At 72.6% G+C, this 26,086-nt stretch carries 24 protein-coding genes and 1 tRNA gene; 21 read left to right on the forward strand and 4 right to left on the reverse strand.

Going from position 1 to position 26,086, the window contains the following annotated elements; genetic code table 11:
- Positions 1–74 precede the first annotated feature (74 nt).
- Positions 75–151 (reverse strand) — tRNA-Arg (locus MUN78_RS00395).
- A gap of 173 nt (positions 152–324) precedes the next feature.
- Here MUN78_RS00395 and MUN78_RS00400 point away from each other — a divergent pair.
- The 3 genes from MUN78_RS00400 to MUN78_RS00410 all read left to right on the forward strand — a co-directional run bounded on the left by MUN78_RS00400 (position 325) and on the right by MUN78_RS00410 (position 3,943).
- Positions 325–861 (forward strand): adenine phosphoribosyltransferase, encoded by a 537-nt coding sequence (locus MUN78_RS00400; protein WP_244728053.1) that lies wholly within the window; start codon positions 325–327, stop codon positions 859–861.
- A 65-nt stretch (positions 862–926) separates the two neighbouring features.
- Positions 927–2,675 (forward strand): AMP-binding protein, encoded by a 1,749-nt coding sequence (locus tag MUN78_RS00405; RefSeq protein ID WP_283248406.1) that lies wholly within the window; start codon positions 927–929, stop codon positions 2,673–2,675.
- 59 nt (positions 2,676–2,734) lie between these two features.
- Positions 2,735–3,943, forward strand: a complete 1,209-nt coding sequence (locus MUN78_RS00410; RefSeq protein WP_244728055.1) for a cobalamin-independent methionine synthase II family protein — start codon at positions 2,735–2,737, stop codon at positions 3,941–3,943.
- Positions 3,944–3,973: 30 nt separating this feature from the next.
- On the opposite strand, the gene MUN78_RS00415 is transcribed toward MUN78_RS00410, so the two are convergent.
- Positions 3,974–4,876 carry an IclR family transcriptional regulator gene (locus MUN78_RS00415; RefSeq protein ID WP_244728057.1) on the reverse strand — a complete coding sequence of 301 codons (903 nt, stop codon included), beginning with the start codon at positions 4,874–4,876 and terminating at the stop codon, positions 3,974–3,976.
- Between the two features lie 155 nt (positions 4,877–5,031).
- Between MUN78_RS00415 and MUN78_RS00420 the strand changes: the two genes are divergently transcribed.
- Together MUN78_RS00420 and MUN78_RS00425 are read left to right on the forward strand one after the other, a co-directional pair.
- Positions 5,032–6,060: a PDR/VanB family oxidoreductase gene (locus MUN78_RS00420; RefSeq protein WP_244728059.1), complete on the forward strand. Its 1,029-nt coding sequence runs from the start codon at positions 5,032–5,034 to the stop codon at positions 6,058–6,060.
- A gap of 19 nt (positions 6,061–6,079) precedes the next feature.
- Entirely contained in the window at positions 6,080–7,300 is a 1,221-nt protein-coding gene (locus tag MUN78_RS00425; RefSeq protein ID WP_244728061.1) for a cytochrome P450, read from the forward strand.
- A 7-nt stretch (positions 7,301–7,307) separates the two neighbouring features.
- Here MUN78_RS00425 and MUN78_RS00430 read toward each other — a convergent pair whose 3' ends face one another.
- Positions 7,308–7,526, reverse strand: coding sequence for a hypothetical protein (locus MUN78_RS00430; protein WP_244728063.1), 219 nt, complete (start codon positions 7,524–7,526; stop codon positions 7,308–7,310).
- A 244-nt stretch (positions 7,527–7,770) separates the two neighbouring features.
- On the opposite strand from MUN78_RS00430, the gene MUN78_RS00435 reads away from it, so the two are divergent.
- The 3 genes from MUN78_RS00435 to MUN78_RS00445 all read left to right on the forward strand — a co-directional run bounded on the left by MUN78_RS00435 (position 7,771) and on the right by MUN78_RS00445 (position 10,508).
- Entirely contained in the window at positions 7,771–8,637 is an 867-nt protein-coding gene (locus MUN78_RS00435) for an SDR family NAD(P)-dependent oxidoreductase (RefSeq protein WP_244728065.1), read from the forward strand.
- Positions 8,634–9,620, forward strand: a complete 987-nt coding sequence (trxB, locus tag MUN78_RS00440) for a thioredoxin-disulfide reductase (protein WP_244728067.1) — start codon at positions 8,634–8,636, stop codon at positions 9,618–9,620. The genes MUN78_RS00435 and trxB overlap by 4 nt, the downstream gene beginning before the upstream one ends.
- A 66-nt stretch (positions 9,621–9,686) precedes the next feature.
- On the forward strand, positions 9,687–10,508 hold the full coding sequence (locus MUN78_RS00445) for an IclR family transcriptional regulator (protein ID WP_244728069.1): 822 nt from the start codon (positions 9,687–9,689) through the stop codon (positions 10,506–10,508).
- Positions 10,509–10,517: 9 nt separating this feature from the next.
- Here MUN78_RS00445 and MUN78_RS00450 read toward each other — a convergent pair whose 3' ends face one another.
- The gene (locus MUN78_RS00450; RefSeq protein ID WP_244728071.1) at positions 10,518–11,393 is read right to left on the reverse strand and encodes an SDR family oxidoreductase; all 876 of its coding nucleotides are present in this window, start codon (positions 11,391–11,393) and stop codon (positions 10,518–10,520) included.
- Positions 11,394–11,640: 247 nt separating this feature from the next.
- Here MUN78_RS00450 and MUN78_RS00455 point away from each other — a divergent pair, with 247 nt between their 5' ends.
- The 13 genes from MUN78_RS00455 (at position 11,641) to MUN78_RS00515 (ending at position 26,086) form a co-directional block, all read left to right on the forward strand.
- On the forward strand, positions 11,641–12,810 hold the full coding sequence (locus MUN78_RS00455; RefSeq protein WP_244728072.1) for an NDMA-dependent alcohol dehydrogenase: 1,170 nt from the start codon (positions 11,641–11,643) through the stop codon (positions 12,808–12,810).
- A gap of 64 nt (positions 12,811–12,874) precedes the next feature.
- Positions 12,875–14,353, forward strand: a complete 1,479-nt coding sequence (locus tag MUN78_RS00460) for an aldehyde dehydrogenase family protein (RefSeq protein ID WP_244728074.1) — start codon at positions 12,875–12,877, stop codon at positions 14,351–14,353.
- 11 nt (positions 14,354–14,364) lie between these two features.
- On the forward strand, positions 14,365–15,486 hold the full coding sequence (locus tag MUN78_RS00465; protein ID WP_244728076.1) for an NDMA-dependent alcohol dehydrogenase: 1,122 nt from the start codon (positions 14,365–14,367) through the stop codon (positions 15,484–15,486).
- 34 nt (positions 15,487–15,520) lie between these two features.
- Positions 15,521–16,066 (forward strand): UGSC family (seleno)protein, encoded by a 546-nt coding sequence (locus MUN78_RS00470; protein WP_244728078.1) that lies wholly within the window; start codon positions 15,521–15,523, stop codon positions 16,064–16,066.
- On the forward strand, positions 16,063–17,154 hold the full coding sequence (locus MUN78_RS00475; protein WP_244728080.1) for a hypothetical protein: 1,092 nt from the start codon (positions 16,063–16,065) through the stop codon (positions 17,152–17,154). Before MUN78_RS00470 ends, MUN78_RS00475 begins: the two co-directional genes overlap by 4 nt.
- The gene (locus MUN78_RS00480; protein ID WP_244728082.1) at positions 17,151–18,272 is read left to right on the forward strand and encodes a zinc-dependent alcohol dehydrogenase; all 1,122 of its coding nucleotides are present in this window, start codon (positions 17,151–17,153) and stop codon (positions 18,270–18,272) included. Before MUN78_RS00475 ends, MUN78_RS00480 begins: the two co-directional genes overlap by 4 nt.
- Complete coding sequence (locus MUN78_RS00485; RefSeq protein ID WP_244728084.1) at positions 18,269–19,273, forward strand: amidohydrolase family protein; 1,005 nt, start codon at positions 18,269–18,271, stop codon at positions 19,271–19,273. The genes MUN78_RS00480 and MUN78_RS00485 overlap by 4 nt, the downstream gene beginning before the upstream one ends.
- 153 nt (positions 19,274–19,426) lie before the next feature.
- Positions 19,427–21,202, forward strand: a complete 1,776-nt coding sequence (locus tag MUN78_RS00490) for an ABC transporter substrate-binding protein (protein WP_244692395.1) — start codon at positions 19,427–19,429, stop codon at positions 21,200–21,202.
- Complete coding sequence (locus tag MUN78_RS00495) at positions 21,199–22,224, forward strand: ABC transporter permease (protein WP_244692396.1); 1,026 nt, start codon at positions 21,199–21,201, stop codon at positions 22,222–22,224. Before MUN78_RS00490 ends, MUN78_RS00495 begins: the two co-directional genes overlap by 4 nt.
- The gene (locus MUN78_RS00500) at positions 22,211–23,095 is read left to right on the forward strand and encodes an ABC transporter permease (protein ID WP_244692397.1); all 885 of its coding nucleotides are present in this window, start codon (positions 22,211–22,213) and stop codon (positions 23,093–23,095) included. The genes MUN78_RS00495 and MUN78_RS00500 overlap by 14 nt, the downstream gene beginning before the upstream one ends.
- Complete coding sequence (locus MUN78_RS00505; protein ID WP_244728085.1) at positions 23,092–24,150, forward strand: ABC transporter ATP-binding protein; 1,059 nt, start codon at positions 23,092–23,094, stop codon at positions 24,148–24,150. The genes MUN78_RS00500 and MUN78_RS00505 overlap by 4 nt, the downstream gene beginning before the upstream one ends.
- The gene (locus MUN78_RS00510) at positions 24,147–25,166 is read left to right on the forward strand and encodes an ABC transporter ATP-binding protein (protein WP_244728087.1); all 1,020 of its coding nucleotides are present in this window, start codon (positions 24,147–24,149) and stop codon (positions 25,164–25,166) included. Before MUN78_RS00505 ends, MUN78_RS00510 begins: the two co-directional genes overlap by 4 nt.
- Before the next feature lie 68 nt (positions 25,167–25,234).
- Positions 25,235–26,086 carry an SDR family NAD(P)-dependent oxidoreductase gene (locus tag MUN78_RS00515; RefSeq protein ID WP_244728089.1) on the forward strand — a complete coding sequence of 284 codons (852 nt, stop codon included), beginning with the start codon at positions 25,235–25,237 and terminating at the stop codon, positions 26,084–26,086.

Consider the following 26,086-nt stretch of genomic DNA (forward strand, 5'->3'; position numbering starts at 1 on the left):
ACGCCTCGGGGCCCCGTACACGCAGGACACCCCCGGAACCACCGCGAGTTCTCGCGATCGTTCCGGGGGTGAGGTGGCGCGCCCCGAGGGATTCGAACCCCCGACCTTCTGATCCGTAGTCAGATGCTCTATCCAGCTGAGCTAGGGGCGCACGTTGCTTCCAACCAGAAGAACATTACACGAGGCCGGGGTGAATGTGAAATCGAGGCGGCTCCGCGCGTGCATCGCGGGCGTGTTGCCCGACCGCGGGTCCTGCGGTGCGGGTCTCGGGCGTTCCCAGCGCGCGAGGGGAAGCCTGCAAACCGCACGGGTATCCTGGAGCCCGTGCCCGAATCCCAGCCCTCCGCCCCGCTCGCCCGCGCCGAGTCGCTGATCCTCGAGATCCCCGACTACCCCAGCCCGGGCATCCTGTTCCGCGACATCACGCCGCTCCTCGCCGACGGCGACGCCCTCCGCGCGACCGTCGACGCGCTGCTCGCGCCCTTCGCCGGCACCTTCGACGTCGTGGCCGGGCTCGAGGCGCGCGGCTTCCTGCTCGCGAGCGCCGCGGCGTACGCGAGCGGCACGGGGCTCATGCCCATCCGCAAGTCGGGCAAGCTCCCGCGGCCCGCGGCGGCCATGGCGTACGCGCTCGAGTACGGCACCGCGGAGATCGAGGCGCACGCGGACTTCCCCGCGGGCACGCGCGTGCTCGTCATCGATGACGTGCTCGCCACGGGCGGCACGCTCGCCGCCGCACGGGAGCTGCTCACGGGCCTCGGCTACGCGATCGCGGGCACCGCCGTGCTCTTCGAGATCGACGGCCTGGGCGGTCGAGAGGCGCTCGGCGATCCGGCGCTGCACACGGTCTTCAGCAGCTGACCGGAACTCGCGCGCGGCCGTCCGCATCGCGGGCAACCGCGCCCGATCTGCGAGATGATGGACGCATGAGTGTGACCGAAGCATCCCGCGCCTTCTTCGCCGCCCGCGACGAACTGCTCGCCCGCGCCGGAGACCCGGATCGGGCCCGCGCGGAGTTCCGCTGGCCCGACGTGGGCCCGGAGTTCAACTGGGCGCACGACGTCTTCGACGTGCTGGCGGAGGGCAACGACGGCACCGCGCTCCGCATCGCCGAGGAGGACGGCACCGAGCTCACGCGGAGCTTCGCCCAGCTGAAGCAGCGCTCGGATCAGGTGGCCAACTGGCTGCGCGGGATCGGTGCGCAGCGCGGCGATGTCGCGATGCTCATGCTCGGCAACCGCGTCGAACTCTGGGAGATCATGCTCGCGGCGCTGAAGATCGGAGTCGTGATCCTCCCGACCTCCGTCGTGCTCGGAGCGCACGAGCTCGTCGACCGCGTCGAGCGCGGCACCGTGCGCTGGGTCTTCGCCGAGGCGGCCGACGCCGTGAAGTTCCGCGAGGTCCCCGGCGACTACCGCGGCGTGGGCGTCGGCTTCGACGGCGCGGGACCCGGCGCGGCGACCGACGACCAGCGCGCGGCGCTCTACGACTGGATCCGCTACGAGGAGTCGAGCGCCGCCTCGCTCGCCCCCATCGCACGGGTCACCCGGAGCGAGGATCCGGCACTGCTCTATTTCACCTCGGGGACGACGAGCCTGCCCAAGATCGTGGTGCACTCCCACACGAGCTATCCGCTCGGTCACCTCACCACGCTCTCCTGGCTGGGCGTGCGGCCGGGCGACGTCCACCTCGTCATCAGCGCGCCGGGGTGGGCCAAGCACGCCTGGTCGGCCTTCTTCGGCCCCTGGCACGTCGGCGCCACCGTGTTCGTGGTGAACTCCGCGCGCTTCGACGCCGCCTCACTCGTCGCCGAGCTCGATCGCGCCGGCGTGACGACCTTCTGCGCGCCGCCGACGGTCTGGCGCATGCTCATCCAGGCCAGGCTCGAGCGCAAGCCCCGCGCGCTGCGCGAGCTCGTCTCCGCCGGAGAGCCGCTGAACCCCGAGGTCATCGCTCGGATCCGCGAGTGGTGGGGGCTCGAGATCCGCGACGGCTACGGCCAGACCGAGACGACCGCGCTCATCGGCAACCTGCCGGGAGACCCGATCGTGCCGGGCGCGATGGGGCGGCCGCTCCCCGGCGTCGACGCGGTGCTCGTCGATCCCGTCACCGGCGAGGAGGCCGACGAGGGCGAGATCTGCCTGCCGCTCGAGCCCGATCGGCCCGTGAACCTCATGCCCGGCTACTTCGGCGACCCCGAGGCGACCGCACGGGCCACCGCGGACGGACGCTTCCACACCGGGGACGTCGCCCAGCGCGACGCGCGCGGCGTGCTCACCTTCGTGGGTCGCACCGACGACATCTTCAAATCGAGCGATTTCAAGGTCTCCCCGTTCGAGGTCGAGAGCGCCCTCATCGAGCACGACTACGTCGCGGAGGCCGCCGTCGTCGGCGCACCGGACGACACGCGGCTGAACGTCACCAAGGCCTATGTCGCCCTCGCGGCCGGCGCCCCGGAAGGGGAGACCGCGGCCCGAGCGATCCTCGCCCACGCGCGCACGGCCCTCCCGCCATACATGCGCGTGCGCCGCGTCGAGTTCTTCGAGCTCCCGAAGACCACCTCGGGGAAGATCCGGCGCGTCGAGCTGCGCCGCCGCGAGGAGGCCGCGCACGCCGCGGGGGAGCGTCTCGCTGGCGAGTGGCGGGAGGACGACTTCCCCGGCCTCAAGGGGTAGGGCGTCACGCGGCGTCACGAGATTTCGGGCCGCGGGACTCGCATGGTGGGCTTCTGCGTATGACGACGATCGAAACCACCACCGCCGGGAGCCTGCCCCGTACGCAGGCGCTCATCGATGCGAACGCCGCCCGCAGCTTCGCGGAGGACGGCCTCACGCTGCAGTCCACTCCCGAGTTCGAGGCGCTCGTCGCAGAGGCCGTGCGCGATGTCGTGGCGCGCCAGCGCGAGCTCGGCATCACCCAGCCGGGCGACGGCGAGTTCGGCAAGGCGATGTCGAATGCCCTCGATTACGGCGCCTGGTGGACCTACTCCTTCCAGCGCACCTCGGGCCTCACCATCACCGAGCGCAACATCTTCACGCAGGAACCGGTGCGCTCCGCCCCGGGCGACGTCCGGCTCACCTCCTTCCCCGATCGGCGCGATTGGACCGCCTTCGCCGAGGCCTATCAGGATCCGGAGAGCGGGATCGGGGTCGGCACGAACGCGACCGCCTTCCCGACCACGACGGGCCCCATCGCCTACACGGGCCAGGACGCCGTCGCCGCCGACACCCGGAACCTCCGTGCCGCCCTGCAGCCGGGGGAGCGCGGCTTCATCACCGCGATCGCGCCCGGCTCCGCCGCGCGCATCGAGAACGCGTACTACGCCACCGAGCAGGAGCACATCGACGCCTGGACGGCGGCGCTGCGCGAGGAGTACCGCGCGGTCACGGACGCCGGGCTGATCCTGCAGCTCGACGACCCCTCGCTCGCCGAGAACTGGGATCAGATCTCCCCCGAGCCGAGCGTCGAGGACTACCTCGCCTTCACGCAGATCCGCATCGACGCCATCAACGCGGCGATCGCGGGCCTGCCGAAGGAGCAGATCCGCCTGCACCTGTGCTGGGGCTCGTGGCACGGCCCCCACACGACCGACATCGAGCTCCGGCACATCCTGAAGACCGTCCTCGGCGCGAAGGTCGGTCAGATCTCCTTCGAGGCGGCGAACGCTCGTCACGAGCACGAGTGGGCGGTCTGGGAGGAGCACGCCGACCTCATCCCCGCCGACCTCATCCTCGTCCCCGGCGTGATCGGCCATTCGACGAATCTCGTGGAGCACCCCGACCTGGTCGCGCAGCGCATCGAGCGCTTCGCGCGAGTGGTCGGCCCCGAGCGCGTCATCGCGGCCACCGACTGCGGTCTCGGCGGGCGCATCCACCCGCAGATCGCCTGGGCGAAGCTCGAGGCGCTCGGGGAGGGGGCCCGCCGCGCCGCGCGCCGCGTCTGAGAACGGGAGAGGCGAGTCCGATCCCGCGGCTCACCCCGCGGGATCCGGCTCGCGCTCCGGGCGCGGGCCGGGCACGTGTCGCTCGCGGTGCATGCTCTGGCGCTCCGCCCCCTGCTCGTCGAGCGTCGCGAAGTACTCGAGGGACGCGCGCGAGGTCGTGAGCAGCGGCTGGATGCCGATCTCGGTCGAGGCGAGCGCCTGCGAGATGCCGTGCGAGGCGCCCTTCAGCAGCTCCACGATCCCGAGCGGCGAGCTGTCGTCGCGCGCGACGACGACGCCGAGCGCGGCGACCGGCTCGCCGTAGCGGCCCATGACGGGCACGGCGATGCCCCTGGACTGCTCGTGGATGTAGCCGTCGCAGACGGCGTAGCCGCGCGCGTGCGCGAGGCGCAGGGTCCGTCTGAGCTCCTCGCCGTCCCGCGGGGAGTCCTCGGTCATGTGCGGCCAGCCGGCGGCGACGACGCGGTCCACGAGCTCCGTCCCCGCGTGGGCGAGGAGCACGATCCCGCTCGAACTCAGGGGCAGCGGGATCCGCCCGCCGATGAGCGTCGCGTTCACGACGGCGTCGCGCGTCGACTGACGATCGATGAAGAGCACCTCGATCCCGCGCAGCACGGCGAGCTGGGTGTGCTGGCGCACCCGGACGTGCACCGCGTCGAGCCAGGGCCTCGCGAGCTCCCGGAGCCCCAGCGCTCCCGGGGTCCGGGAGGCGTACTCCCAGAGCCGGGTGCCGAGGCGGAAGCGGCGCTCCGGGCTGCGCTCGAGCAGTCCCTCGTGCTGCAGCTCGCTCACGAGCCGGTGCGCCGAGGACGGCGCGATGCCCGTGATCTCGACGATCTCGCTGAGCGTCAGCTCGGGGCGCTGCGGCTCGAAGGCGTCGAGCACGCGGAGATGCTTGTGCAGCACCGACTCGCCGTCCGAGCGTCTGGCCATGGCGTCCTCCGTCGCGGCGGGCGACACCGCCGTGAATCCTCATCGATTCCGTTCAACGGAATTCTAGCCTCGACCCGTCGCGGCCGCGAGCACACTGAGGGCAGATCACGCCCGGGCCGGAGCCCGGGGCAGCGGACACGGGCGAGGAGGCCGGTGTGGGTGGAGACCTCGGGGGCGGAAACGCCGTCATCGACCGGGCGCGCAGCGCCGCAACGGAGCGCCGTGCGAGCGCAGGCACCCTGCGCGTGGCGCGCAAGCGGGTCGTCGCGGAGGGCGTCGTCGAGCTCACGCTCGTGAGCCCCGACGGCGCGCGCCTGCCCGACTGGGCGCCCGGGGCGCACATCGATCTCGTCGTGCCCGCCGACGGCGCGGACGCCGGCCTTGTGCGGCAGTACTCGCTGTGCGGAGACCGCTGGCGGCCCGCGGAGTACCGGATCATGGTGCAGCGCGAGGCCGACGGGCGCGGCGGCTCCGTCGCGATCCACGATCGGGTGGCCGAGGGCGACGCGCTCGGCTTCGGCGGACCCCGCAACCACTTCCGCATGGCCCCGGCGGCCGAGTACCTCTTCGTGGCCGGGGGGATCGGGATCACGCCGCTGCTGCCGATGATCGATCAGGCGAGGCGCCTGCAGCAGCCGTGGCGGCTCCTCTACCTCGGCCGCAGTGCGCGGCGCCTCGCGGGGCTCGCGGAGCTCGCGGAGCTCGGCGGCGCGGAGGATCGCGTCGCGGTGCATGCCGCCGACGAGCTCGGCCGCGCCGACCTCGACGCCTGGCGCCCCGCCGACCCCGCCGTGCGCGTCTTCGCCTGCGGTCCGAACCGGCTCCTCGACGCCGTGGAGGCGTGGGGCGCGCCGCCGGGCGGTCTCGCGCCCCGGGTGGAGCGCTTCACCGCGCAGGTCTCAGCCGGCGCGAGCCCGAGCGCCTTCGAGGTGGTCGCCGCCCACAGCGGCGCGACCGCCACCGTCGACGCCGGCGAGAGCGTCGTGGACGCCCTGCGGCGCGTCGGCGTCGACGTCATCACCTCGTGCGCCCAGGGCGTGTGCGGCACGTGCGAGACCGGAGTGCTCGCGGGCGATCCCGACCACCGCGACTCCCTGCTCGACGATGCCGAGCGCGCCCGCGGCGACTGCATGTTCCCGTGCGTCTCGCGCAGTCGCGCGGCCCGCCTCGTCCTCGACCTGTGACCACCCGAAGGAGAACGCCATGACCGCATCGACCGCCACGATCGGGCCGCGCACCGAGGTGCCGAGGCTCGACATCGACCCCTTCAGCGACGCGTTCCTCGCGGACCCGTTCCCGTTCCACGAGCGGCTGCGCGAGGCGGCGCCGGTCACCTACCTCGAGCCCTACGGCGTCTACGCCGTCGCCCGCTACGCCGAGGTGCACCGCGCGCTCACGGATTGGCAGGGACTGCAGTCGGCCGCCGGCGTCGGGCTCTCGAACTTCCGCAAGGAGCCGCCGTGGCGCCCGCCGAGCGTGCTGCTCGAGGCGGACCCGCCGCGGCACGACGCCCCGCGCTCGGTGCTCGTGAAGCTGCTCTCGCCGCGGCGGCTGCGCGCCCTCGAGGCGGGTTGGCGGGCGGACGCGGCCAGGGTCGTCGACGAGATGCTCGCGCGCGGTCGCGACTTCGACGCCGTGACCGACCTCGCCGAGGTCTTCCCGCTCCGCGTCTTCCCCGATGCGATCGGCCTCGGCGACTCCGGGCGCGAGCACCTGCTCCCCTACGGCGACTTCGCGTTCAACGCCTTCGGTCCGCGCAACCGCCTGGTCGAGGAGGGGCAGGCCGGCATCGGCCCGACGATGGCGTGGATCGACGCGCAGTGCCGGCGCGAGAACCTGGCGCCCGGCGGCATCGGGCAGCAGATCTGGGAGGCCGCCGACCGCGGTGAGATCACCGCCGAGCAGGCGCCCTTCGTGGTCCGCTCGCTGCTCACGGCGGGGGTGGACACCACCGTCACCGGCATCGCGTCCGTGCTGCACGCGCTCGCGGATCGCCCGGAGGACTGGCGGCGGCTGCGCGCGGACCGCTCGCTGCTGCCGCGGGTGTTCGAGGAGGCCGTGCGACTGGAGTCGCCGGTGCAGACGTTCTTCCGCACCACGACGCAGCCGGTCGAGCTCGCGGGCGTCGAGATCCCCGCGGACGAGAAGGTGCTCATGTTCCTCGGCGCCGCGAACCGCGACTGGCGCCGCTGGCACGATCCGCACGCCTTCGACCTCCATCGCGATCCGTCCGGGCACGTCGGCTTCGGCATGGGGCTGCACCAGTGCGTGGGGCAGCACCTCGCGCGGCTCGAGGCCGTCTCCGTGCTCGACGCGCTGCTCGACCGCGTGACCGCGCTTGAGACGACCGGCCCGGCGCGCCGCCACCTGAACAACACGCTCCGCGGCTTCGAGGCGCTGCCCATGCGCCTGACGGCGGCGTAGCCGGGGCTCAGAGTTCGTCGGGGTAGAGGAGCTCGATGCCGTCGGCGGCGACGCCGAGGGCCGGCTGCAGCATGCTCACGAGCAGGGGCTTCGGCACGAGGCAGTCGTCGCACACCCCGTCGGCCGAGGATACCTTCACGAGGAAGCCGCGCTCCCTGGCTTCGACCTCCAGGCCGTATCCGTCGGCGGCGAGCGTGTCGCGCAGTGCGTCCAGCTGATCGTTCATGGTGCGTTCCTTCAGGGATGGCCGGCCGCGGCGGTCTCCGGGCCCGATGCTCCACTGTGCGCCACGGCGACCGCCTCGGGGGCCGAGGCTTCCGTCTGGCGGAAGGTGCAGTGGCACGCGTGTCCGCGGACGCCGCCCGCTCCGGCGCTCCGGCGGTGCCGGCTTCCGCGGGGCGGAAGCCCGCACCGCCGCGGATCGCCCGTGCCGGAGAGTGGCCGTGTCGGACAAGCGGAGGGAGCTGGACATGGCAGGACGGGTGGCGCTCGTCACGGGCTGCGGGAAGATCGACGGCGTGGGTCAGGGGATCGCACGGCGGTTGTCGGCCTCGGGCATGACGGTCGTCGTGACGGATCTGCGCGCGGACGGCGTGCCGAACCGCCGGCAGGAGGTGCTCGGCGCGGCCCCAGCGCCCGGCTGGCGCGGCGTGGAGTCGCTCGTCGACGAGCTCGTGGCGGCCGGGGGCGCGGCCCACGCGGTGCTCGGGGACATCTCCGATGCGGACGATGTCGAGCGCATCGTCGCGGAGGCCCTCGAGCGGGCCGGGCGCATCGACGTGCTCGTCAACAATGCGGGCGCGCCGCAGGGGCTCGACCGCCAGGACGTCGAGCACGTCCCCCAGGAGGCGTTCGACCGCAGCATCGACGTGAACCTGCGCGGCACCTACCTCATGTGCCGCGCCGTGATCCCGACGATGCGCGCGCAGCGCCACGGCCGCATCGTGAACATCGCCTCCCGCGCGGGCCAGGTGGGCGCCGCGCACTCCTCCGCGTACTCCGCCTCGAAGGCCGGGGTCATCGGCCTCACCCGTGCGCTCGCGATGGACCTGGGACCGTGGGGGATCACGGCGAACGCGGTCTGCCCCGGTCTCGTCGGTACGAGTCGCGCGGTGCTCAGCCTCGACGCCGAGCTCGATATCGAGGCGCACCTCGCGCGCGCCGCCGAGCACATCCCCGTCGGCCGCGTGGGCACGCCGGACGACATCGCGGCGGCGGTGGCCTACTTCGCCTCCGAGTCGGCCGGATACGTGACCGGGCAGGATCTCACGGTCGACGGCGGCGGACACGCGCTCGCGCCGATCGCCCGACCCGAGTCGGCGGGGGCGGCGGCATGACCGAGCAGCTCATCATCGTGGGCTCGGGCCCCGCCGGATACACCGCCGCGATCTACGCCGCGCGGGCCGGTCTCGCACCGCTCGTGGTCGCCGGGGCGGTGTCGAGCGGGGGGTCCCTCATGGACACCACCGAGGTCGAGAACTTCCCCGGGTTCCCCGCCGGGGTCCAGGGGCCGGAGCTCATGGAGGATCTGCGCAGGCAGGCGGAGCGCTTCGGCGCCCGGGTGCTCTTCGACGATGCCGAGGAGCTCCGGCTGCGGGGGCCGGAGAAGTCGGTGCGGACCGCCGGCGGCGAGACGCACGGCGCCGCGGCGATGATCCTCGCGACCGGCGCCGCTCACCGGGAGCTCGGACTGGCCCGGGAGCGGGCGCTGAGCGGACGGGGCGTCTCCTGGTGCGCGACCTGCGACGGCTTCTTCTTCACCGGTCGGGACGTCGTGGTCGTCGGGGGCGGCGACTCGGCGATGGAGGAGGCGACCTTCCTCACGCGCTTCGCGCGATCGGTGACGGTCGTCGTGCGCCGCGGCGAGCTCCGCGCCTCACGGATCATGGCGCGCCGCGCGGCCGACGACCCGAAGATCTCCTTCCTCTGGCACAGCGAGATCTCGGATCTCCTCGGCGACGAGCAGCTGGAATCGGTCACGGTGCGCGACACCCGCGACGGCGCGGAGCGCACGCTCGCGGCCGCAGGGCTCTTCGTCGCGATCGGCCACCTGCCGCGCAGCGGACTGCTGCGCGGCCAGCTGGATCTCGATGCGGAAGGGTACGTGCGCGTCTCGGCGCCCACCACGCGGACGAGCGTCTCCGGGGTCTTCGCCTGCGGCGACCTCGTCGACCGGCACTACCGGCAGGCCGTCACCGCCGCGGGCAGCGGATGCTCGGCGGCGATCGACGCCGAGCGCTTCCTCTCGGCGGGCGCCGCCGCCCCCGGCGAAGCGGCCGGAGTCGAGGCTTACATTCACCCGGTTCCCTCGGTACAGTAGCTCTGAGCATAGGGATATTTCGTGTCGACGATGACGCGGCCCCATCCGGGGCCCACGGGGGGTCGAGTGGACATCGCAGCCGATGAGCACGTCAAGAAACGCACGGCCGCCGGGCGGATGCTCTCGCTGCTCGACGCCTTCCTTCGGGGCGGCGGGGCGCTGCGGCTCACCGACATCAGCCGGTACGCCGATCTCCCGCTCCCGACCGCGCACCGTCTCGTCCGCGAGCTCCTGGAGTGGGGCGGACTCGAGCAGGACGAGGAGGGCTGCTACCGGCTGAGCGGCAAGTTCCTGCGGCTCGCGTCCTCCTCGACGCGCGGCCTCGAGATTCGCGAGCACGCGCTGCCCCACCTCATCGCGCTCCACCGCACCTCGGGCCAGGCCGTGCAGCTCGCCGTGCGCGACGACCGCGACATCGTCTATCTCGAAGCGCTGCGGACGCACCCGAACTGGTCGGGTGAGGCCCGGATCGGCGGTCGGCTTCCGCTGCACGTGTCGGCCGCGGGCTTGGTGCTCCTCGCCGGCGCCGGACCGGACGCCCTCGAGGACTACCTCAGCGGGCCGCTGAAGCGGTACACCGAGCACACGCCCGTCGATCCCGACGCGATCCGCGCGACCGTCGCCCGCATCCGGCAGGAGAAGGCGATGATCGCGGAGCGCTTCATCACCCACGACGCCGGCGGCGTCGGTGTGCCCGTGACGAACGGCATGGGCGAGACGATCGCCGCCGTCGGCCTGATCTACTTCACCGGGAAGGACCGGCCGCAGGCGCTGCTCGACATGGTGCGCCTCGCGGCCCATCGGATCTCCCGGGCGATCTGCGAGCGCCCGGGACAGCCCGACCCGCGCACCGTCGACTTCAAGCGGCGGCACGCGGGGCTGCTGTAGCCGGGCGGCTCATCCCGCGCGGTACACGGGCGAGGAGAGCAGAAAGGGGATCGCCGCGGCGCGCGTCTCGTCGATCGGCTCGTCGGGGAAGGCGGCCTCGATCGCCGCGTGGCGCTCCGCGAGCCCGGCGCGGAACTCGGGGTGCGTGAGGATGAACATGTCGCCGCGCCGCATCCCGGCGAGCACGCGCTCGCCCGCCTCCTCCGCGCTCATGTAGGGCTGCCGGCGCGAGGCCTCCGCGAAGTCCTGCGACGGCACGGCGTAGCCGGAGCTGCCGTACGCCTCCGGACGGTTGCCGACCGCCGTCGCGATGTTGCTGTGCACGGGGCCCGGGCAGTACGCGGAGACCGCGATCCCCTCGGGCAGCAGCTCGATGTGCATCGCCTCCGACAGTGCGATCACCGCCGCCTTGGTCATGGAATAGAGTCCCGCGACGACCGGGACCAGCCCGCCCATCGACGAGGTGTTGACGATCCGCCCGCCGCGGCCGCCGGCGCGGATGAGCGGCAGGAAGGCCTGGATCCCGTTGCCGACGCCGCGGATGTTGACGTCGATCACCCAGTCCCAGTCCTCGGGCGTCGCCTCCGTCACGGGGCCGGTCAGGCCGATGCCGGCGTTGTTGATGAGGACGTCCACGCGCCCGTGGCGCCGCATCACTTCCGCCGCCGCGTCGCGCATCGCCGCGAGGTCCACGACGTCCACGCGCAGCGCGTCGAGCTCAAGCCCCTCCGCGGCAAAGAGGCGAGCCGTCTCTGCGAGGTGCTCCTCTCCGCGGCCGAGGACCACGACCCGCATCCCCGCCCGTGCGAACGCTCGCGCGATACCGCGCCCGATCCCGCTGGATCCCCCGGTGATGACGGCGACCCCGCCCTCGATCTCGACCATCCTCAGTCTCCTCTGCTCCTCGTGCGCGGCCGCGGCGGGGCCTCCGTCGCGCCGGCGTTGGCTGCCAGTCAACCCGGGCGGGCTGGCTCGGAGGAATTTCCTTCCGTCCGGTGAAAGTCCGATGGGCCGACCCGCGCTCCGGGCCGAGAGTGGGAGCACGCCGGACGCCCGGCTGCCGGAACGGCGGGACGACGACTCCAACGGCGGAGCCGTCGCAGCCCCGCACTCACGATCGGAAAGGCGCACCATGAGCACACGCTCCACAGACACCGTCATCGATACCGGAACGGACGCCGCACCCGCGCGCGGCGGCATGACCACGCGCGCGGTCGTCTGCCGGGCGCCGGGCACCCCGTGGGAGCTCACCGAGCTGGAGCTCGACGAGCCCCGCGCCAACGAGGTGCGCATCAAGTTCTACGCGGCGGGCATGTGCCACTCAGACGACCACATCCAGAAGGGCGACGCGCCGATGCGGATGCCGGTGGTGGGCGGGCACGAGGGCGCCGGCATCATCGACGCCATCGGCGCGGGCGTGACCCGGGTGCAGGTCGGCGATCACGTCGTCTGCTCCTTCATCCCCGCCTGCGGCAAGTGCCGCTACTGCTCCACGGGGCGGCAGAACCTCTGCGACGAGGGCAAGAACGCCGCGACCGGCGAGTTCTCGGACGGCACCTTCCGCTTCCATCAGGACGGCGTCGACTTCGGGGGGCTCTGCGTGCTCGGCACCTTCTCGCAGTACTCCGTGGTCTCCGAGTACTCGGTCATCCCGATCCCGAAGGACGTCCCCTTCGAGGTCGCCGCGCTCGTGGGCTGCGCGGTGCCGACGGGCTGGGGGACGGCGGTGCACGCCGCGGGCGTCCGCGCGGGCGAGACCGTGGTCGTGTACGGCGCCGGCGGCGTCGGCAGCAACGCCGTCCAGGGCGCGGCGCTCGCGGGCGCCCAGCGCATCGTGGTCGTCGACCCCGTGGAGTTCAAGCGGGAGCAGGCGATGGTCTTCGGTGCGACACACGCCTTCGCCACAGCCGAGGAGGCGCACGAGTTTGTGGTCGATGCGACGTGGGGCGAGCTCGCCGACCACGCCATCATCACCGTCGGGATCCTCCACGACGCCGTCATCCACGACGCGATCGCCGTCGTCGGCAAGACCGGTCAGGTCACCATCACCGCGGTGGGCAACGGCTGGATCGACGAGAACCCCGGCATGCTCATCGGCTACCAGCGCCGGATCCAGGGAGCGATCTTCGGCGGCTGCAACCCCCTCCACGACATCCCGCGGCTCATCAGCCTCTACCAGAGCGGTCACCTCAAGCTCGACGAGCTGGTCACGCGCACCTACACCCTCGAGCAGATCAACGAGGGGTACCAGGACATGCTCGACGGCAAGAACATCCGCGGCGTCGTGCTCATTGACCACTAGCCGCCGCGCCGCCCCGCACGACCGCGTCGGCGGATCCATTCGACGAGGAAAGAGGAAGCAGGACATGGACACCATCACCGAGCTCGACGGCGAGCTCATCGTGGACCGGGCTCAGCTCATCGGCGGGGACTGGGTCCCCGCCGCGGGCGGCGAGCTCATCGACGTCATCAACCCCGCGAACGGCGAGCTCATCGCGAGCGTGCCGCGCGGCGGCGCGGAGGATGTGGAACGCGCGGTGCAGGCCGCCGAGCGGGCACTGCCGGGGTGGCGCGACACCCACGCCACGGCCCGGGCCGCCGCGCTCTTCCGCTGGGCCGCGCTCGTCGAGGAGCACGCCGATGCGCTCGACCAGATCGAGTCGCAGGAGGTGGGGCGGCCGCACTGGGGCCTCTCCCCGATGGCCGGGCAGATCCGCTTCATCGCGGGGCAGGCCGACAAGGTGCAGGGCCTCTCGCTGCCCACCTACCAGCCCGACACGCTCGGCATGACGCTGCGGGAGCCCTTCGGCGTGGTCGGCGCCATCATCCCCTGGAACGCCCCGGGCCCGATGTTCGTCACCGAGGTCGCCTCGGCCATCGCCGCGGGCAACGCGATCGTCATCAAGCCGGCCGAGGACGCGCCGCTCATCGGTCTCGCGCTCGCGAAGCTGGCGCTCCGGGCCGGGGTGCCCGCCGGGGTCATCAACGTCGTGACCGGGCTGGGCCGCGAGGCCGGCGCAGCGATCCCCGCGCATCCCCGGATCCGTCGCGTCGGCTTCACGGGCTCGCCGGCGACCGGCGCGGCCGTCATGGAGGCCTGCGCCAAGAACCTGACGCCGCTGCACCTCGAGCTGGGCGGCAAGTCCCCGCAGCTGGTCTTCCCCGACGCCGACCTCGACGTCGCCGTACCCGCGATGGTCACGGGGATCACGCTGAACACCGGGCAGATCTGCGCCGCGGGCTCCCGGGTGATCGTGCACCGCAGCATCCACGCCGAGCTCGTCGACCGGCTCGCCGCCCAGATGGAGACGGTCTCCGTGGGGCCCTGGCATCAGCCGGTGAACATGGGCCCGCTCATCAACGGGCGGCAGCACGAGCGGGTGCTCGGGTACATCGAGGAGGGCAAGCGCGGGGGCGCTGAGCTCGTGACCGGCGGCGGCCGGCCCGCAGGCGAGGACTTCGCGCGCGGTTTCTTCGTGCAGCCGACGCTCTTCGACGGCGTGTCCCCCGACATGCGCATCGCCCGGGAGGAGATCTTCGGCCCCGTGCTCTCCGTGATCGCCGTCGACGACGAGGCCGAGGCCGTCGAGGTCGCGAACGGCACGGACTACGGCCTGGTCGCCTCGGTGTGGACGCAGGACGTCGGGGTCGCCGTGCGCATGAGCCGCCGGATCGAGGCCGGCCAGATCGGCGTGAACAACGCGCTGGGCTCCGGCGTCATCGGGGGCCCGTTCGGCGGCTACAAGAAGAGCGGCTTCGGCCGGACGATGGGCGCCGACTCGGTGCTCGACTGGACCCAGGTCAAAACCGTTTCCCTGCGCGGCGCCGCGGCGCCCCAGCTCTGAGAGGACCCATCATGGCCACCATCACCACCCGTGCGGCCGTCGCCCACGAGGCGCACGAGGACTGGCGGATCACCGAGCTGCAGCTCGACGATCCGCGCGAGCACGAGGTCCGCATCAAGTTCGCCGCCTCCGGGCTGTGCCACTCCGACCACCACATCACCGCGGGGGACGCCCCGGTCCGCTTCCCGATCGTGGGCGGCCACGAGGGTGCCGGCATCGTCGAGTCGGTCGGCCCGAACGTCCGCCGCGTGCGGCCGGGCGATCGGGTCGTCTGCTCCTACATCCCCGCCTGCGGCGCCTGCCGTCCCTGCTCCACCGGGCACCAGAACATGTGCGTCAAGGGACTCAACGCCGGCACCGGCATGTTCCTCGACGGCAGCTACCGCTTCCACGGAGCGGGGCAGGATTACGGGGGCTTCTGCTCGCTCGGCACCTTCTCCGAGTACGCGGTCGTCTCGGAGTGGGCGGCGGTCCCGCTCCCCGACGACATCCCGTTCGAGCTCGGCTCCCTGGTCGGCTGCGGTGTGCCCACGGGCTGGGGCTCCGCCGTCAACGCCGGGGAGGTGCGCGCGGGCGACACCGTCGTCGTCTTCGGCGCGGGCGGCGTCGGCAGCAACGCCGTCCAGGGCGCGCGGTTCGCGGGCGCCAAGAACGTCATCGTCGTCGACCCGGTCGAGTTCAAGCGCGAGCACAGCCGCATCTTCGGGGCCACCCACGCCTTCGCCACGGCCGCCGAGGCCCGCGAGTTCGTCGTCGAGACGACCTGGGGGCAGCTCGCGGACAAGGTCATCATCACGGCGGACGCGACCACCGAGGAGATGGTGAACGCCGCCGTGCTCATGACCGGCAAGGGCGGGAAGGTGGTCATCACGTCGGTGGGCCACCTGAGCGAGCGGGCGGTGCACGTCCACGCCGGGATGCTCATCAGCTACCAGCGGCAGATCCGCGGCGCGCTCTTCGGGGACTGCAATCCCCTGTACGACATCCCGAAGCTCCTCGGGCTCTACCGCTCGGGAGACCTCAAGCTCGACGAGCTCATCACGCGGCGCTACACGCTGGATCAGGTCAACGACGCCTACCGGGACCTCGTCGCGGGACGGAACATCCGGGGCATCATCACCCACGACCACTAGGCGCCGGACCCCGGCCACGACGGAGGAACGACTCATGTCCAATCCCATTCTCGACCCCACGGGGCGGTCCAGGCGCGCCCCGCACGGCGCCGACGCGCCCCGACCGCGACTGTCGAGCCTGCAGGGGGCGCGCATCGGCCTCCTGGACAACACGAAGCACAATGCGGGGCTCTTCCTCGAACGGGTGGCCGCGCGGCTGCGCGCTGACTACGGGGCCGAGGTCGCCCTCGTCGAGGTGAAGCGGAACTTCTCGGTGCCGCTCGAGCAGGAGGTCATCGACCGCTTCGCCGAGCGCTGCGACGCCGTGATCGGCGGCGTGGGCGACTGCGGCTCCTGCAGCGCGGCGGCCGTCACCGACGGCATCGCGTTCCAGCGCGCCGGGCTGCCCGCCGCGGTCGTGCTCACGGACGCCTTCGCCGCGACGGGCAGCACGATGGCGCGCCTGCAGGGCATGCCGGACTACACCTGGGTGACGACCGGCCATCCGGTGGCGGTGCTCACCCCCGAGGAGGTCGACGAGCGCGCCCGCGCGGCGGTGCCGGGGATCGTCGCGGCGCTCGAGACGGGAGCCGTCGCATGACGGCGCGCGTCGGGATCGATCCCGATCTCGCGCGCGCGGCGATCGAGGAGTGCTACGACGCGGGCTGGTCCGACGGGCTGCCGCTCGTGCCGGCGTCCCGCGAGCTCGTCGACCGCTTCCTCGCGGTCGCGGGCCGCGACCCCGACGAGGTCATCGGCCACCTGCCGCAGGTGGACCGTTCCGTCACGGTGGAGCTCGCCGCCATCAATGCGGCGATGGCCGGGTGCCTGCCCGAGTACTTCCCCGTCGTCCTCGCCGCGTGGGAGGCGCTCATGCTCGAGCGCGGCGCCGTCGGCGGCGGGTGGCAGTCCACGAGCGGGCCGGCTCCGATCATCCTCGTGAACGGCCCGATCCGCGGGGAGCTCGGCTTCAACAGCACCGGGGGCGCGTTCGGTCCCGGATTCCGGGCCAACGCGACCGTCGCCCGGGCGATCGGGCTGATCGTGCGCAACGCCTTCGGCATCCATCCGCACGAGCTCGAGCAGGCGACCCAGGGGCTCCCTGGCCGCTGGTCGATCTGCGTCGCCGAGAACGAGGAGGAGAGCCCGTGGCCCCCGTTGGCCGCGGAGCTCGGAGTGCCGGGCGACGCCGTGACGGCGACGCTGCTGCGCACCTGCGAGTACGTCGACAACCGGCACACCTCCGACCCCGAGCAGCTGCTCGGCGACTTCGCGGACACGATCGGGCGATCGGGCGCGTGGATCTTCAAGCACGCCATGGTCGGCGTCATCCTCTGCCCCGAGCACGCGAGCCGGCTCGCCGCCGGCGGCTACGACCGGCGCGCCGTCGCGGAGTGGCTCGCGGAGCGCAGCGGCAGGAGCACGGCCCAGCTCGCGGCTGCCGGAAAGGACCGCGCCGACGAGAACGGCGTGCGCTCACCCGGCAGCGCCGACCCCCCCGAGTCCTTCCAGCGGACGCTGCCGCCGCTCGGGCCGGAGAACATCCTCATCGCCGTGGCCGGATCCCGCACCGCGGGCATCTCGATGGTCGTGCGGTTCTTCGCGAACTGGTCGGGCACCTCCGTGCCCATCCGTCGCGGACCGGACACTCGGACGACCACGGCGGAACCGGAAGGGAGCGGACGATGAGCGGGACGGTGCGGGCCGCCGTGCAGGTGGCGCCGAGGACGATCGAGATGCGGGAGTTCCGGCGGCCGAGGATCGGACCGGACGACGGGCTGCTGCGCGTCGAGGCGAACGGCATCTGCGGCAGCGACATCGAGATCTACCACGGCAACATCGTGATGAACCCCCGGCCGTTCGTCCCCGGGCACGAGCCGGTCGGCATCGTCGAAGAGGTCGGCGAGCGCGCGGCCGAGCGCTGGGGCGTCGAGCCGGGCGACCGCGTCGCCCTCGAGGTCGTGGTCCCGTGCCGATCGTGCGCGGATTGCCTGACGGGCGCCTACCAGGCCTGCCGCTTCCGCAAGTTCGGGCACGGCGTGACGGGCATCGACGTCGCACCGAGCCTCTGGGGCGGCTTCGCCGAGCACCTGTACCTGTCGCCGAACACGGTGATGCATCGGATCGACCCCGCCCTCCCGATCGAGATCGCGGCGCTGTACAACCCCCTCGGGGCCGGTGTGCGGTGGGCCGTGCAGCTCGGCGGCGTGGGACTCGGCGACTCGCTGCTCGTCCTCGGCCCCGGGCAGCGCGGGCTCGCCGCGGTAATCGCGGCGAAGGCCGCGGGCGCCGGCACCGTGATCGTCACCGGGCTGTCCTCGGACCGGCACAAGCTCGCGGTGGCGAGAGAGCTCGGCGCCGACCACACGCTCGTCGTCGACGAGGAGGGGTTCGGCAGCGTGGCCGACGCCGTGCGCGACCTCACCGGGGGAGCGGGCGTCGACGTCGCGGTCGACCTCACGCCCATGGCCGCGCTGCCCATCACGGACGCGCTGCAGTCGGTCAGGCACGGCGGCCGCGTGGTGCTGGCCGGCCTCAAGGGCAACCGCGAGATCCCGCTCGTCACGGATCTCATCATCAACCGGGCGATCACGGTGAAGGGCGCCTTCGGCGTCGATGCCGCCGCGAACCGGCGCGCGATCCAGATCCTCGAATCCGGCACCGTGCCGCTGGAGAAGCTGCACACCCATACCTTCGGGCTCGATGAGGTCGGACTCGCGATCGAGACCCTCGCGGCCGACGCGGGGGACGACCCGGCCATCCACGTCTCGGTGCATCCCGGCTCAGCGACGGGGGGATCGCGATGATCATCGACGCGCACGCGCACCTGCTTCCGGGGCGCTTCCCCGGCGATGCGCCCTCCGGCCTCCCCCGCATGGAGCCGATCCCGGGCAGTCGCGACCGGCTGCTCGTCTTCGATCAGCTGCGCTTCCGCGCCCGCGACGCCTTCTTCGACGCCGAGCGACGGATCGAGGAGATGGACCGTTCGGGGGTCGACGCCGAGGTGCTCAGCCCCATGCCGCCGCTCCTGCGCTACGACCTGCCGCCCGCCGACGGCCTGGCGCTCGCCCGTCACGTCAACGCCTACACGGCGGAGCTGCTGGCCCACGCGCCCGAGCGCCTCCACGGCCTCGGCATGGTCCCCCTGCAGGACCCGGACGCGGCGACCGCCGAGCTCGCGGGGTTCCGCGAGCTCGGCCTCGCCGGCGTGGAGATCGCCTCGAACATCCTCGGCCGGTCGATCGGCGACGAGCGCTTCCTGCCGTTCTTCCGCGAGGCGGAGCGCCTCGGGCTCGCGGTCTTCGTGCACGCCATGCCGGCGCCGATGGACCGGCTCCCGCCCGCGGCCATGGGGACCTATGTGGTCGGGATCGAGGGGATGTTCGCGGCGGCCTCCATGATCCTCGGAGGGACCGCCGCGGCGTGCCCCGAGCTCAGGATCTCCTTCAGCCACGCCGCCGGCGGCTTCGCGATGATGCTGCCGCGGGCCGCCTATTTCTGGGGCGGAGCCTGGAACGAGGGCCCGCCGGACCCCGCGCGCGCGGTGATGCCGGACGACGGGCCGTCGCCGCTCGAGCTGGCGCGGCGCTTCTACTACGACTCGATGGTGTTCGACCACCGCACGATCCGGTACCTCATCGAGCTGCTCGGCGCCGACCGGCTGCTCGTCGGCTCCGATTTCCCCGCGATGCTGCGGGAGGAACCCATCGCCCGGACGCTGCGCGAGATGGGCCTGGAGGACGCCGACTGGCGCGCGATCAGCTCGGTGAACGCGCTGCGCTGGCTGGGCCGCGACACCCGGGGGTGACCCCGGGCCACGGGCTTCCGCCCCATGGAAGTCATCGACTGGGGGGCCGCCGGCCTCTTCAGACTGTCTGATACGGGAGCGACGACGGACCCGGAGGGAGACCGGGGATCGACGGCCGAAGCGCCTCCCGCCCTGATCAAAGGAGATCGAATCGTGAACATCACCGCTTCCCGACCCCGCCGCAGCGGGCGCCGCGCCGGCGCCCTCGCGGCGACCCTCGCCCTCATGCTCGGCGCCGCGGCCTGCACGTCTCCGGGCGCCTCGGGCGCCGGTTCGACCGGCGGCGGCGATCCGCAGAGCGGCGGCGCGATCACCGTGCTGCTCGACGCCGGCTTCAGCGGCGGCTGGCCGACCGGACTCGACCCGGCGACGAGCAGCTCGGTCGGCGCCAACATGGGGCAGAACAGCGCGATCTTCGGGGGCCTGTTCCGCATCGAGGCCGCGGAGGACGGCAGCGACGCCGAGGTCGTCCCCGACCAGGCCGAAAGCTACGAGTACTCCGAGGACGGGCTCACGCTCACGGTGACGCTCCGCGAGGGCATCGAGTTCAGCGACGGCACACCGCTCGACGCGCGAGCGGTGCTCTGGAACTGGATCCGCGCACTGAGTTCCGGGAGCGTCTCCGCGCCGCGGCTGTCGCTCGACCTCGAACGGGAGACGCCGGAGCTCGAGCAGGCGTTCCTCGACGAGCTGTTCGCCGCGCTGCCCGAGGACGTGGACCGCGACCTCGTCATGCAGCGCCTGGGGGCGATCGTCGCCGTCGACGACCGGACCCTCGAGATCCACCTCGCCGCCGTCAACGGCGCGCTCGTCAACAGCCTGCCGGGCACCAACATGAACTTCATCGCCTCGCCGACGGCGTACGCGGAGCTCGGCGCGGAGGAGTTCGCGGAGAAACCGGTGGCCGCCGGCCCATTCGTGGTCGTGAAGAACAGCCTGAGCGACCGCCTCGAGCTCGAGCGCAACCCGAACTACTTCAAGGAGGGGCAGCCCTACCTCGACGGGCTCACCTTCCAGTCGGTCGCCGGCGATCAGGTCGCCTACCAGACCCTGCAGTCCGGCCAGGGCGACGCGATCGAGGGGCTCAGCTCGGTGACGCTCATCGGCCAGGCCCAGGGCAATCCCGACGTCACCGTGACCCCCGGCGCGCCGACCTCGCCCTACGTCGTGCAGCTGAACACCCGCAAGCCGCCGTTCGACGACCGGCGGGCCCGCGAGGCCATCTACTACGCGACCGACTTCGGCGCGATCAACGAGGGGCTCTTCAACGGCGAGGGCGACATGAGCCAGTCCTTCACGGCGTCGGGCGGTCTCTTCTGGGAACCCGAGGTCGCGGGCTACCGGGAGTACGACCCCGAGAAGGCCGCCGAGCTGGTGGATGAGCTCGGCGGGCTCACGGTCGAGCTCGGCACGACCGACATCGTCACGGCGCGCTCCGTGACGACGGCCCTGCAGCAGCAGTGGGGAGAGGCCGGCATCGACGTCGCCATCGAGGCGAAGCCGCTCGGCGACGTCATCACGAAGTTCACGAGCGGTGACTGGGAGTCCATGCTCCAGACCGCGGGAGCCTGGGAGCCCGCGGCCGGCATCGGCGTCGATGTGCGGTTCGGCTCCACCTCGCCCTACAGCGGGACGCCCCTGCCCGAGGGCGCCTCGACGTCCGCCGACGCGCTCGAGCGCGGATTGCGCACCGAGCTGGACGACGTGCTCGCGAGCGCCGTCGCGACGATCGATCAGGACGAGCGGAGGGTGCGCTACCAGGAGGCGGCGAAGATCATCTCCGATGAGGCCTACGGCCCCTTCGGCATGGCCTTCTCGCCGGCGCAGGTCGCCCGGGCCGGGGTGCACGGGCCCGGCCTCACCACGCCGATCCCGGCGCTCGCGGTGAACACCGCGGTGCTCTACGACGAGGTCTGGGTCGAGCAGTGACCGTCGAGACCGTCGCGGAGCGGCCGGCCCGGACCCGGGGCGCCCTGGGCCGGGCGGCGGCCTCGCCGCTCGCCCGGCTCGTGGCGCGTCGAGTGCTCATCGCGATCCCGCTGCTGCTCGCCATCAGCGTCCTCGTGTTCGCGCTGCTCGAAGCGATGCCGGGCGACCCCGCCCGCAATCAGGCGGGGATGGATGCGAGCGAGGAGGAGGTCGCGGCGCTCCGCGCCCAGATGGGCCTCGACCGTCCCGCGGTCGAGCGCTACCTCGGCTGGCTGCTCGGAGCGCTGGGCGGGGACCTCGGACGATCCTCCGTGAGCGGGCAGACCGTGTCCTCGATGCTCGCCGAGCGGATGCCGGTGACGCTCGAGATCGTGCTGCTCGCCTTCATCGTGTCGCTCGCGGTGGCCCTGCCGGTCGCGCTCATGGCGGCGCGGAAGCCCGGCGGGCTCTTCGACCGCGCGGTGATGGTGTCGTCCATGACCCTGCTTGCGATCCCGAACTACGTGCTGGCGCTGCTGCTCGTGCTGGTCTTCGCGGTGCTGCTGCGCTCCTTGCCCGCGATCGGCTACGTGCCGCTGGCCGACGGGCTGCTGCCGAACCTGCGCTCGGTGACCCTGCCCGTGCTCGCGCTCTCGATCCCCCTCGCCTGCTTCTACGCCCGGTTCCTGCGCGGCGACCTCGTCGAGCAGATCAATACGGCCGACTACGTGGAGACGGCGCGGGCGAAGGGGCTGGGGCCGTGGCGGGTGCTCTGGGTGCACGCCTTCCGCAACTCCTCCTTCGGTCTGCTCACGCTCGTGGGGCTGAACATCGGGGTGCTCGTCGGCGGCACCGTCATCATCGAGCAGATCTTCGCGATGCCCGGCATGGGCACGATGATGCTGCAGGGCGCCATGTCCCGAGACGTCGCCGTCGTCCAGGCGTGCGTCTTCATCTTCGCCGCGGTCGCGGTGTTCGCCAATCTGTTCGTGGACGTGATGTACGCAGTACTCGACCCGAGGATCCGCTATGGCAGTCATTGAGACCTCCGCAGTCACCAAGGCGACCCCGATCCGTGCTGTCGGGCGCAGCATCCGCGTGGACCGCCTCCGTCGACGCATCGTCGTCGGCGTCCCGCTGGGCTTCGTGCTGCTGCTGCTCGCCGTGTGCTTCCTTGGGCCGTTCGTGCTCCCGCTGCAGCCCCCCGTCGGCGGCAGCGTGCTCGACAGCTCGCTGCCGCCCGGTTCGCCCGGTCACCCGCTGGGCACCGACGTCAACGGCAACGACGTGCTCTCGCGGCTCGTCTACGGCGGTCGGGCCTCGCTCACGGTGGCCATCGCGACGAACGTCATCGGGCTCGCCATCGGCGGATGCATCGGCACCGTCTCCGCATACTGCGGGGGCCGCACCGACACCATCATCATGCGCGGCCTCGACGTGCTCATCGCCTTCCCCTCGCTCGTGCTCACCATCGCGATCGCGCAGACGCTCGGACCGAGCCTGCCCAACACGATCCTCGCGCTCACCGTCTTCAGCGTCCCCGCGGTGGCCCGAATCGCGCGCTCGGCGACGCTGCGGGTGCTGAGCATGCCCTACATCCAGGCGGCGGAGCTCAGCGGAACCCCGGGATGGCGCATCCTGCTGCGGCACATCGCCCCCGGCATCGCCCCGCAACTGCTGAACTTCGTGATGCTCGGCATGGGCATCATGATCGTCACCGAGGGCGCGCTGAGCTTCCTCGGACTCGGCATCCCGGCGCCCCAGCCGAGCTGGGGGAACATGATCTTCGAGGGCCAGCAGTCGCTCTCGGCCACCCCGCTGCTGGTGCTGTGGCCGAGCCTCGCGCTGCTCGTCACGGTGCTCGCGTTCAACCTGCTGGGCGACAACGTACGAGACGAGATGAGCGGACGATGAACGAGGCGACGATGACGACGACCGCGGCGGTGCGCGACGACGACGCGGAGCGGAGGGAGCCCGTGCTCTCCGTGCGGGACCTGCGGGTCACCTTCTCCCGGGGCGGGCGCACGGTGCACGCCGTGAACGGGGTGTCGTACGACGCCTACCCCGGGCGCATGCTCGCCATCATCGGCGAGTCCGGTTCCGGCAAGTCGGTCGGCGTGCGCGCGCTCATGGGGCTGCTGCCCCCGAGCGCCTTCGTCGAGGGCTCCGCGCGGATCGGCGGCACCCAGCTCGTCGGGCTGGGCGAGCCGGCCATGCGACGGGTGCGCGGCAGCGAGGTGGCCATGGTGTTCCAGGATCCGGCGCGCTCGCTGAATCCGACGATGGCCGTCGGCGCCCAGGTCGCCGAGGCGGTGCGCGCCCACGGCGGCGTCGACAAGCGCGCCGCCGCCGAGCGCGCGGTCGAGCTGCTGCGACTGGTGCGGCTGCCGGCCGCGGAGCGCCGCTTCCACGAGTACCCGCATCAGCTCTCGGGCGGCATGCGCCAGCGCGTGATGATCGCGATCGGGCTCGCGGCGTCGCCCAAAGTACTCATCGCCGACGAGGCCACGACCGCGCTCGACGTCACGACCCAGGCCCAGATCATGGAGCTGCTGCTCGATCTGCAGGATCGACTGGGCACCGCCGTGATCCTCATCAGCCACGACCTCGGCCTCGCCGCCAGCTACGCGGACGAGGTGCTCGTGATGTACGCCGGTCGGATCGTCGAACGCGCCGACGCCGCTCAGCTGTTCCGCAACGTGCGCATGCCGTACACGCACGCGCTGCTCGGCGCCGTGCCGCAGCTCGCCAACCCGCCGCACACCCCGCTCGCCGTGATCGACGGGCAGCCGCCGGATCTCAGCCGGCCGATCGTCGGCTGCAGCTTCCGGCCGCGCTGCGCCTTCGCCACGGCGGCGTGCGCCGAGGCGCCCCCGCTCGAGGAGCACGAGTCCGCGCACTGGTACGCATGCCACCACCCCGTCGGCCTCGCCGGCGATCCGCGAACGGCCGAGGAGGACGCACGATGAGCACGACGCAGACGCGACCGGTCGAGGCCGGGACGCGGACCGCGGGAGAACCGCTGCTGTCCGTCCGGGGACTCGTGCAGGAGTTCGAGACCCGCGGCCCCGGCGGGGTCAAGGGCGAGGTGGTCCACGCGGTCTCCGACGTCTCCTTCGATCTCATGCCGGGCGAGACGCTCGGCATCGTCGGGGAGACCGGATCGGGCAAGAGCACGCTCGCCCGGGCGATCATCCAGGTCGAACGGCCCACGGCGGGCTCCGTGGTGTTCCAAGGCCGGGAGATGGTCGGCCTGCGTCGGCGCGAGCTCGGCCGTCTGCGCTCGGACATGCAGATGGTCTATCAGGATCCGTTCGGCTCGCTGAACCCCCGCTGGCGGGTGGAGGAGGTCGTCGCCGAACCGCTGCGGGGGCACACCGACCTCGGCGCCGCCGCCCGTGCGGCCCGCGTGCGAGAACTGCTCGACTTCGTGGGGCTCGAGCCGGGGCTGTACGCGAAGCGCCGCCCGATCGAGCTCTCCGGCGGACAGGCGCAGCGGGTCGCCATCGCTCGCGCCATCGCCGTGAACCCGGCGCTCATCATCTGCGACGAGGCGATCTCCTCGCTCGACGTGCTCATCCAGGCGCAGGTGCTCAACCTCTTCGAGAAGCTCAGGACCGAGCTCGGAGTGGCCTGCATCTTCATCGCCCACGACCTGGCCACCGTGAAGCAGATCAGCGATCGCGTCGCGGTCATGCACCTCGGGCAGCTCGCCGAGATCGGTGCCGCCGAGCGGCTGTACGAGCGTCCGCGTCACCCGTACACCCGTGCGCTGCTCGACTCGATCCCCGGGCTCGACCCGCTGACCGGGATCGCCCGGCGCCCGGTGCCGCTGCAGGGGGACCCGCCGTCGCCGCTGCATCCGCCGAGCGGCTGCCGCTTCCGCACCCGCTGCCCCCTCGCGCACGATCGCTGCGCCGAGGAGGAGCCGCGGCTCCGGGAGCTCGGCGACGGCCAGCTGGTCTCCTGCCACACCCCGCTCTGATCCCCATCCCGACCCGCGGGCGCGCCGCGGCGCGGCCCCGCCGATCACACGAAGGAAGTGCACGCACCATGACCGATGAGAACTGGGCGCAGGCGACCGCCGATCCGCTCGCCACCGCCGCGGGGCCCTGGCTCCCCGACGCCGTCGCGGTCGTCGCGGGCGGAGGCCTCAGCGGCCCCGCCGGCGGCGTGGGGTTCGCGATCGCCTGGCTGTGCGCGCGCAACGGCGCGCGCGTCGCGGTGCTCGACCGCGATGCCGCGTGCGCCGAGCGCGCGGTGGCAGCGATCCGCGCGGCCGGCTGCGAGGCCGAGGCGTTCACCGTCGACGTCACCGACGACGACTCGGTGCGCCGGGCCATCGCCGCCCTGCACGAGCGCTTCGGTCGCATCGACGTGCTTGCGGACTCCATCGGCGGCGGCAGCGTGCGCAGCCTCCTCGACGTCGGCCCCGAGGAGTTCCACGCCGCGCTCGACCTGAACTTCATGTCGGCATGGTCGCTCATCCGACACGCGCAGCCGCACCTGCGCCGCGGCGGCGCGATCGTCACCATCTCGTCGGGAGCCGCCGAGGGCCGGGGACCGGGGACGCCGTACGGCGTCGCCAAGACCGCGCTCGAGAAGCTCACGCTCGGCGCTGCGGGGTCCCTCGCCGAGCGGGGCATCCGCGCCAATTGCGTGCGGGTCGGCATGATCTGGGGCGCCTTCGCCGCCCGGGGCATGAGCGAGGAGCAGCGGGAGGTCCGGCGGCGCAACGTCGCACTGCAGACGGAGGGGAACGTCTGGGACATCGCCTCGGCCGCGTTCTTCCTGTGCACGGCGCAGGCGCGGTGGATCAGCGGACACGTGCTGCCCGTCGACGGCGGGGGGTTCGCGATCTCGAATCGCGGCCAGGCCGGTGGATCCGACGACGAGGAGGGCTGA

It is taken from the genome of Leucobacter allii, from assembly GCF_022919155.1.
In the GTDB taxonomy this organism is placed as follows: Bacteria; Actinomycetota; Actinomycetes; order Actinomycetales; family Microbacteriaceae; genus Leucobacter; species Leucobacter allii.

Excerpts from the sequence above, each read along its gene's own strand:
- MUN78_RS00405 (WP_283248406.1), top strand. The coding sequence starts at position 927 with ATGAGTGTGACCGAAGCATCCCGCGCCTTCTTCGCCGCCCGCGACGAA.
- MUN78_RS00410 (WP_244728055.1), top strand. The coding sequence starts at position 2,735 with ATGACGACGATCGAAACCACCACCGCCGGGAGCCTGCCCCGTACGCAG.
- MUN78_RS00415 (WP_244728057.1), bottom strand. The coding sequence starts at position 4,876 with ATGGCCAGACGCTCGGACGGCGAGTCGGTGCTGCACAAGCATCTCCGC.
- MUN78_RS00425 (WP_244728061.1), top strand. The coding sequence starts at position 6,080 with ATGACCGCATCGACCGCCACGATCGGGCCGCGCACCGAGGTGCCGAGG.
- MUN78_RS00430 (WP_244728063.1), bottom strand. The coding sequence starts at position 7,526 with ATGAACGATCAGCTGGACGCACTGCGCGACACGCTCGCCGCCGACGGA.
- MUN78_RS00435 (WP_244728065.1), top strand. The coding sequence starts at position 7,771 with ATGGCAGGACGGGTGGCGCTCGTCACGGGCTGCGGGAAGATCGACGGC.
- trxB (WP_244728067.1), top strand. The coding sequence starts at position 8,634 with ATGACCGAGCAGCTCATCATCGTGGGCTCGGGCCCCGCCGGATACACC.
- MUN78_RS00450 (WP_244728071.1), bottom strand. The coding sequence starts at position 11,393 with ATGGTCGAGATCGAGGGCGGGGTCGCCGTCATCACCGGGGGATCCAGC.
- MUN78_RS00455 (WP_244728072.1), top strand. The coding sequence starts at position 11,641 with ATGAGCACACGCTCCACAGACACCGTCATCGATACCGGAACGGACGCC.
- MUN78_RS00460 (WP_244728074.1), top strand. The coding sequence starts at position 12,875 with ATGGACACCATCACCGAGCTCGACGGCGAGCTCATCGTGGACCGGGCT.
- MUN78_RS00465 (WP_244728076.1), top strand. The coding sequence starts at position 14,365 with ATGGCCACCATCACCACCCGTGCGGCCGTCGCCCACGAGGCGCACGAG.
- MUN78_RS00470 (WP_244728078.1), top strand. The coding sequence starts at position 15,521 with ATGTCCAATCCCATTCTCGACCCCACGGGGCGGTCCAGGCGCGCCCCG.
- MUN78_RS00475 (WP_244728080.1), top strand. The coding sequence starts at position 16,063 with ATGACGGCGCGCGTCGGGATCGATCCCGATCTCGCGCGCGCGGCGATC.
- MUN78_RS00480 (WP_244728082.1), top strand. The coding sequence starts at position 17,151 with ATGAGCGGGACGGTGCGGGCCGCCGTGCAGGTGGCGCCGAGGACGATC.
- MUN78_RS00485 (WP_244728084.1), top strand. The coding sequence starts at position 18,269 with ATGATCATCGACGCGCACGCGCACCTGCTTCCGGGGCGCTTCCCCGGC.
- MUN78_RS00500 (WP_244692397.1), top strand. The coding sequence starts at position 22,211 with ATGGCAGTCATTGAGACCTCCGCAGTCACCAAGGCGACCCCGATCCGT.
- MUN78_RS00505 (WP_244728085.1), top strand. The coding sequence starts at position 23,092 with ATGAACGAGGCGACGATGACGACGACCGCGGCGGTGCGCGACGACGAC.
- MUN78_RS00510 (WP_244728087.1), top strand. The coding sequence starts at position 24,147 with ATGAGCACGACGCAGACGCGACCGGTCGAGGCCGGGACGCGGACCGCG.
- MUN78_RS00515 (WP_244728089.1), top strand. The coding sequence starts at position 25,235 with ATGACCGATGAGAACTGGGCGCAGGCGACCGCCGATCCGCTCGCCACC.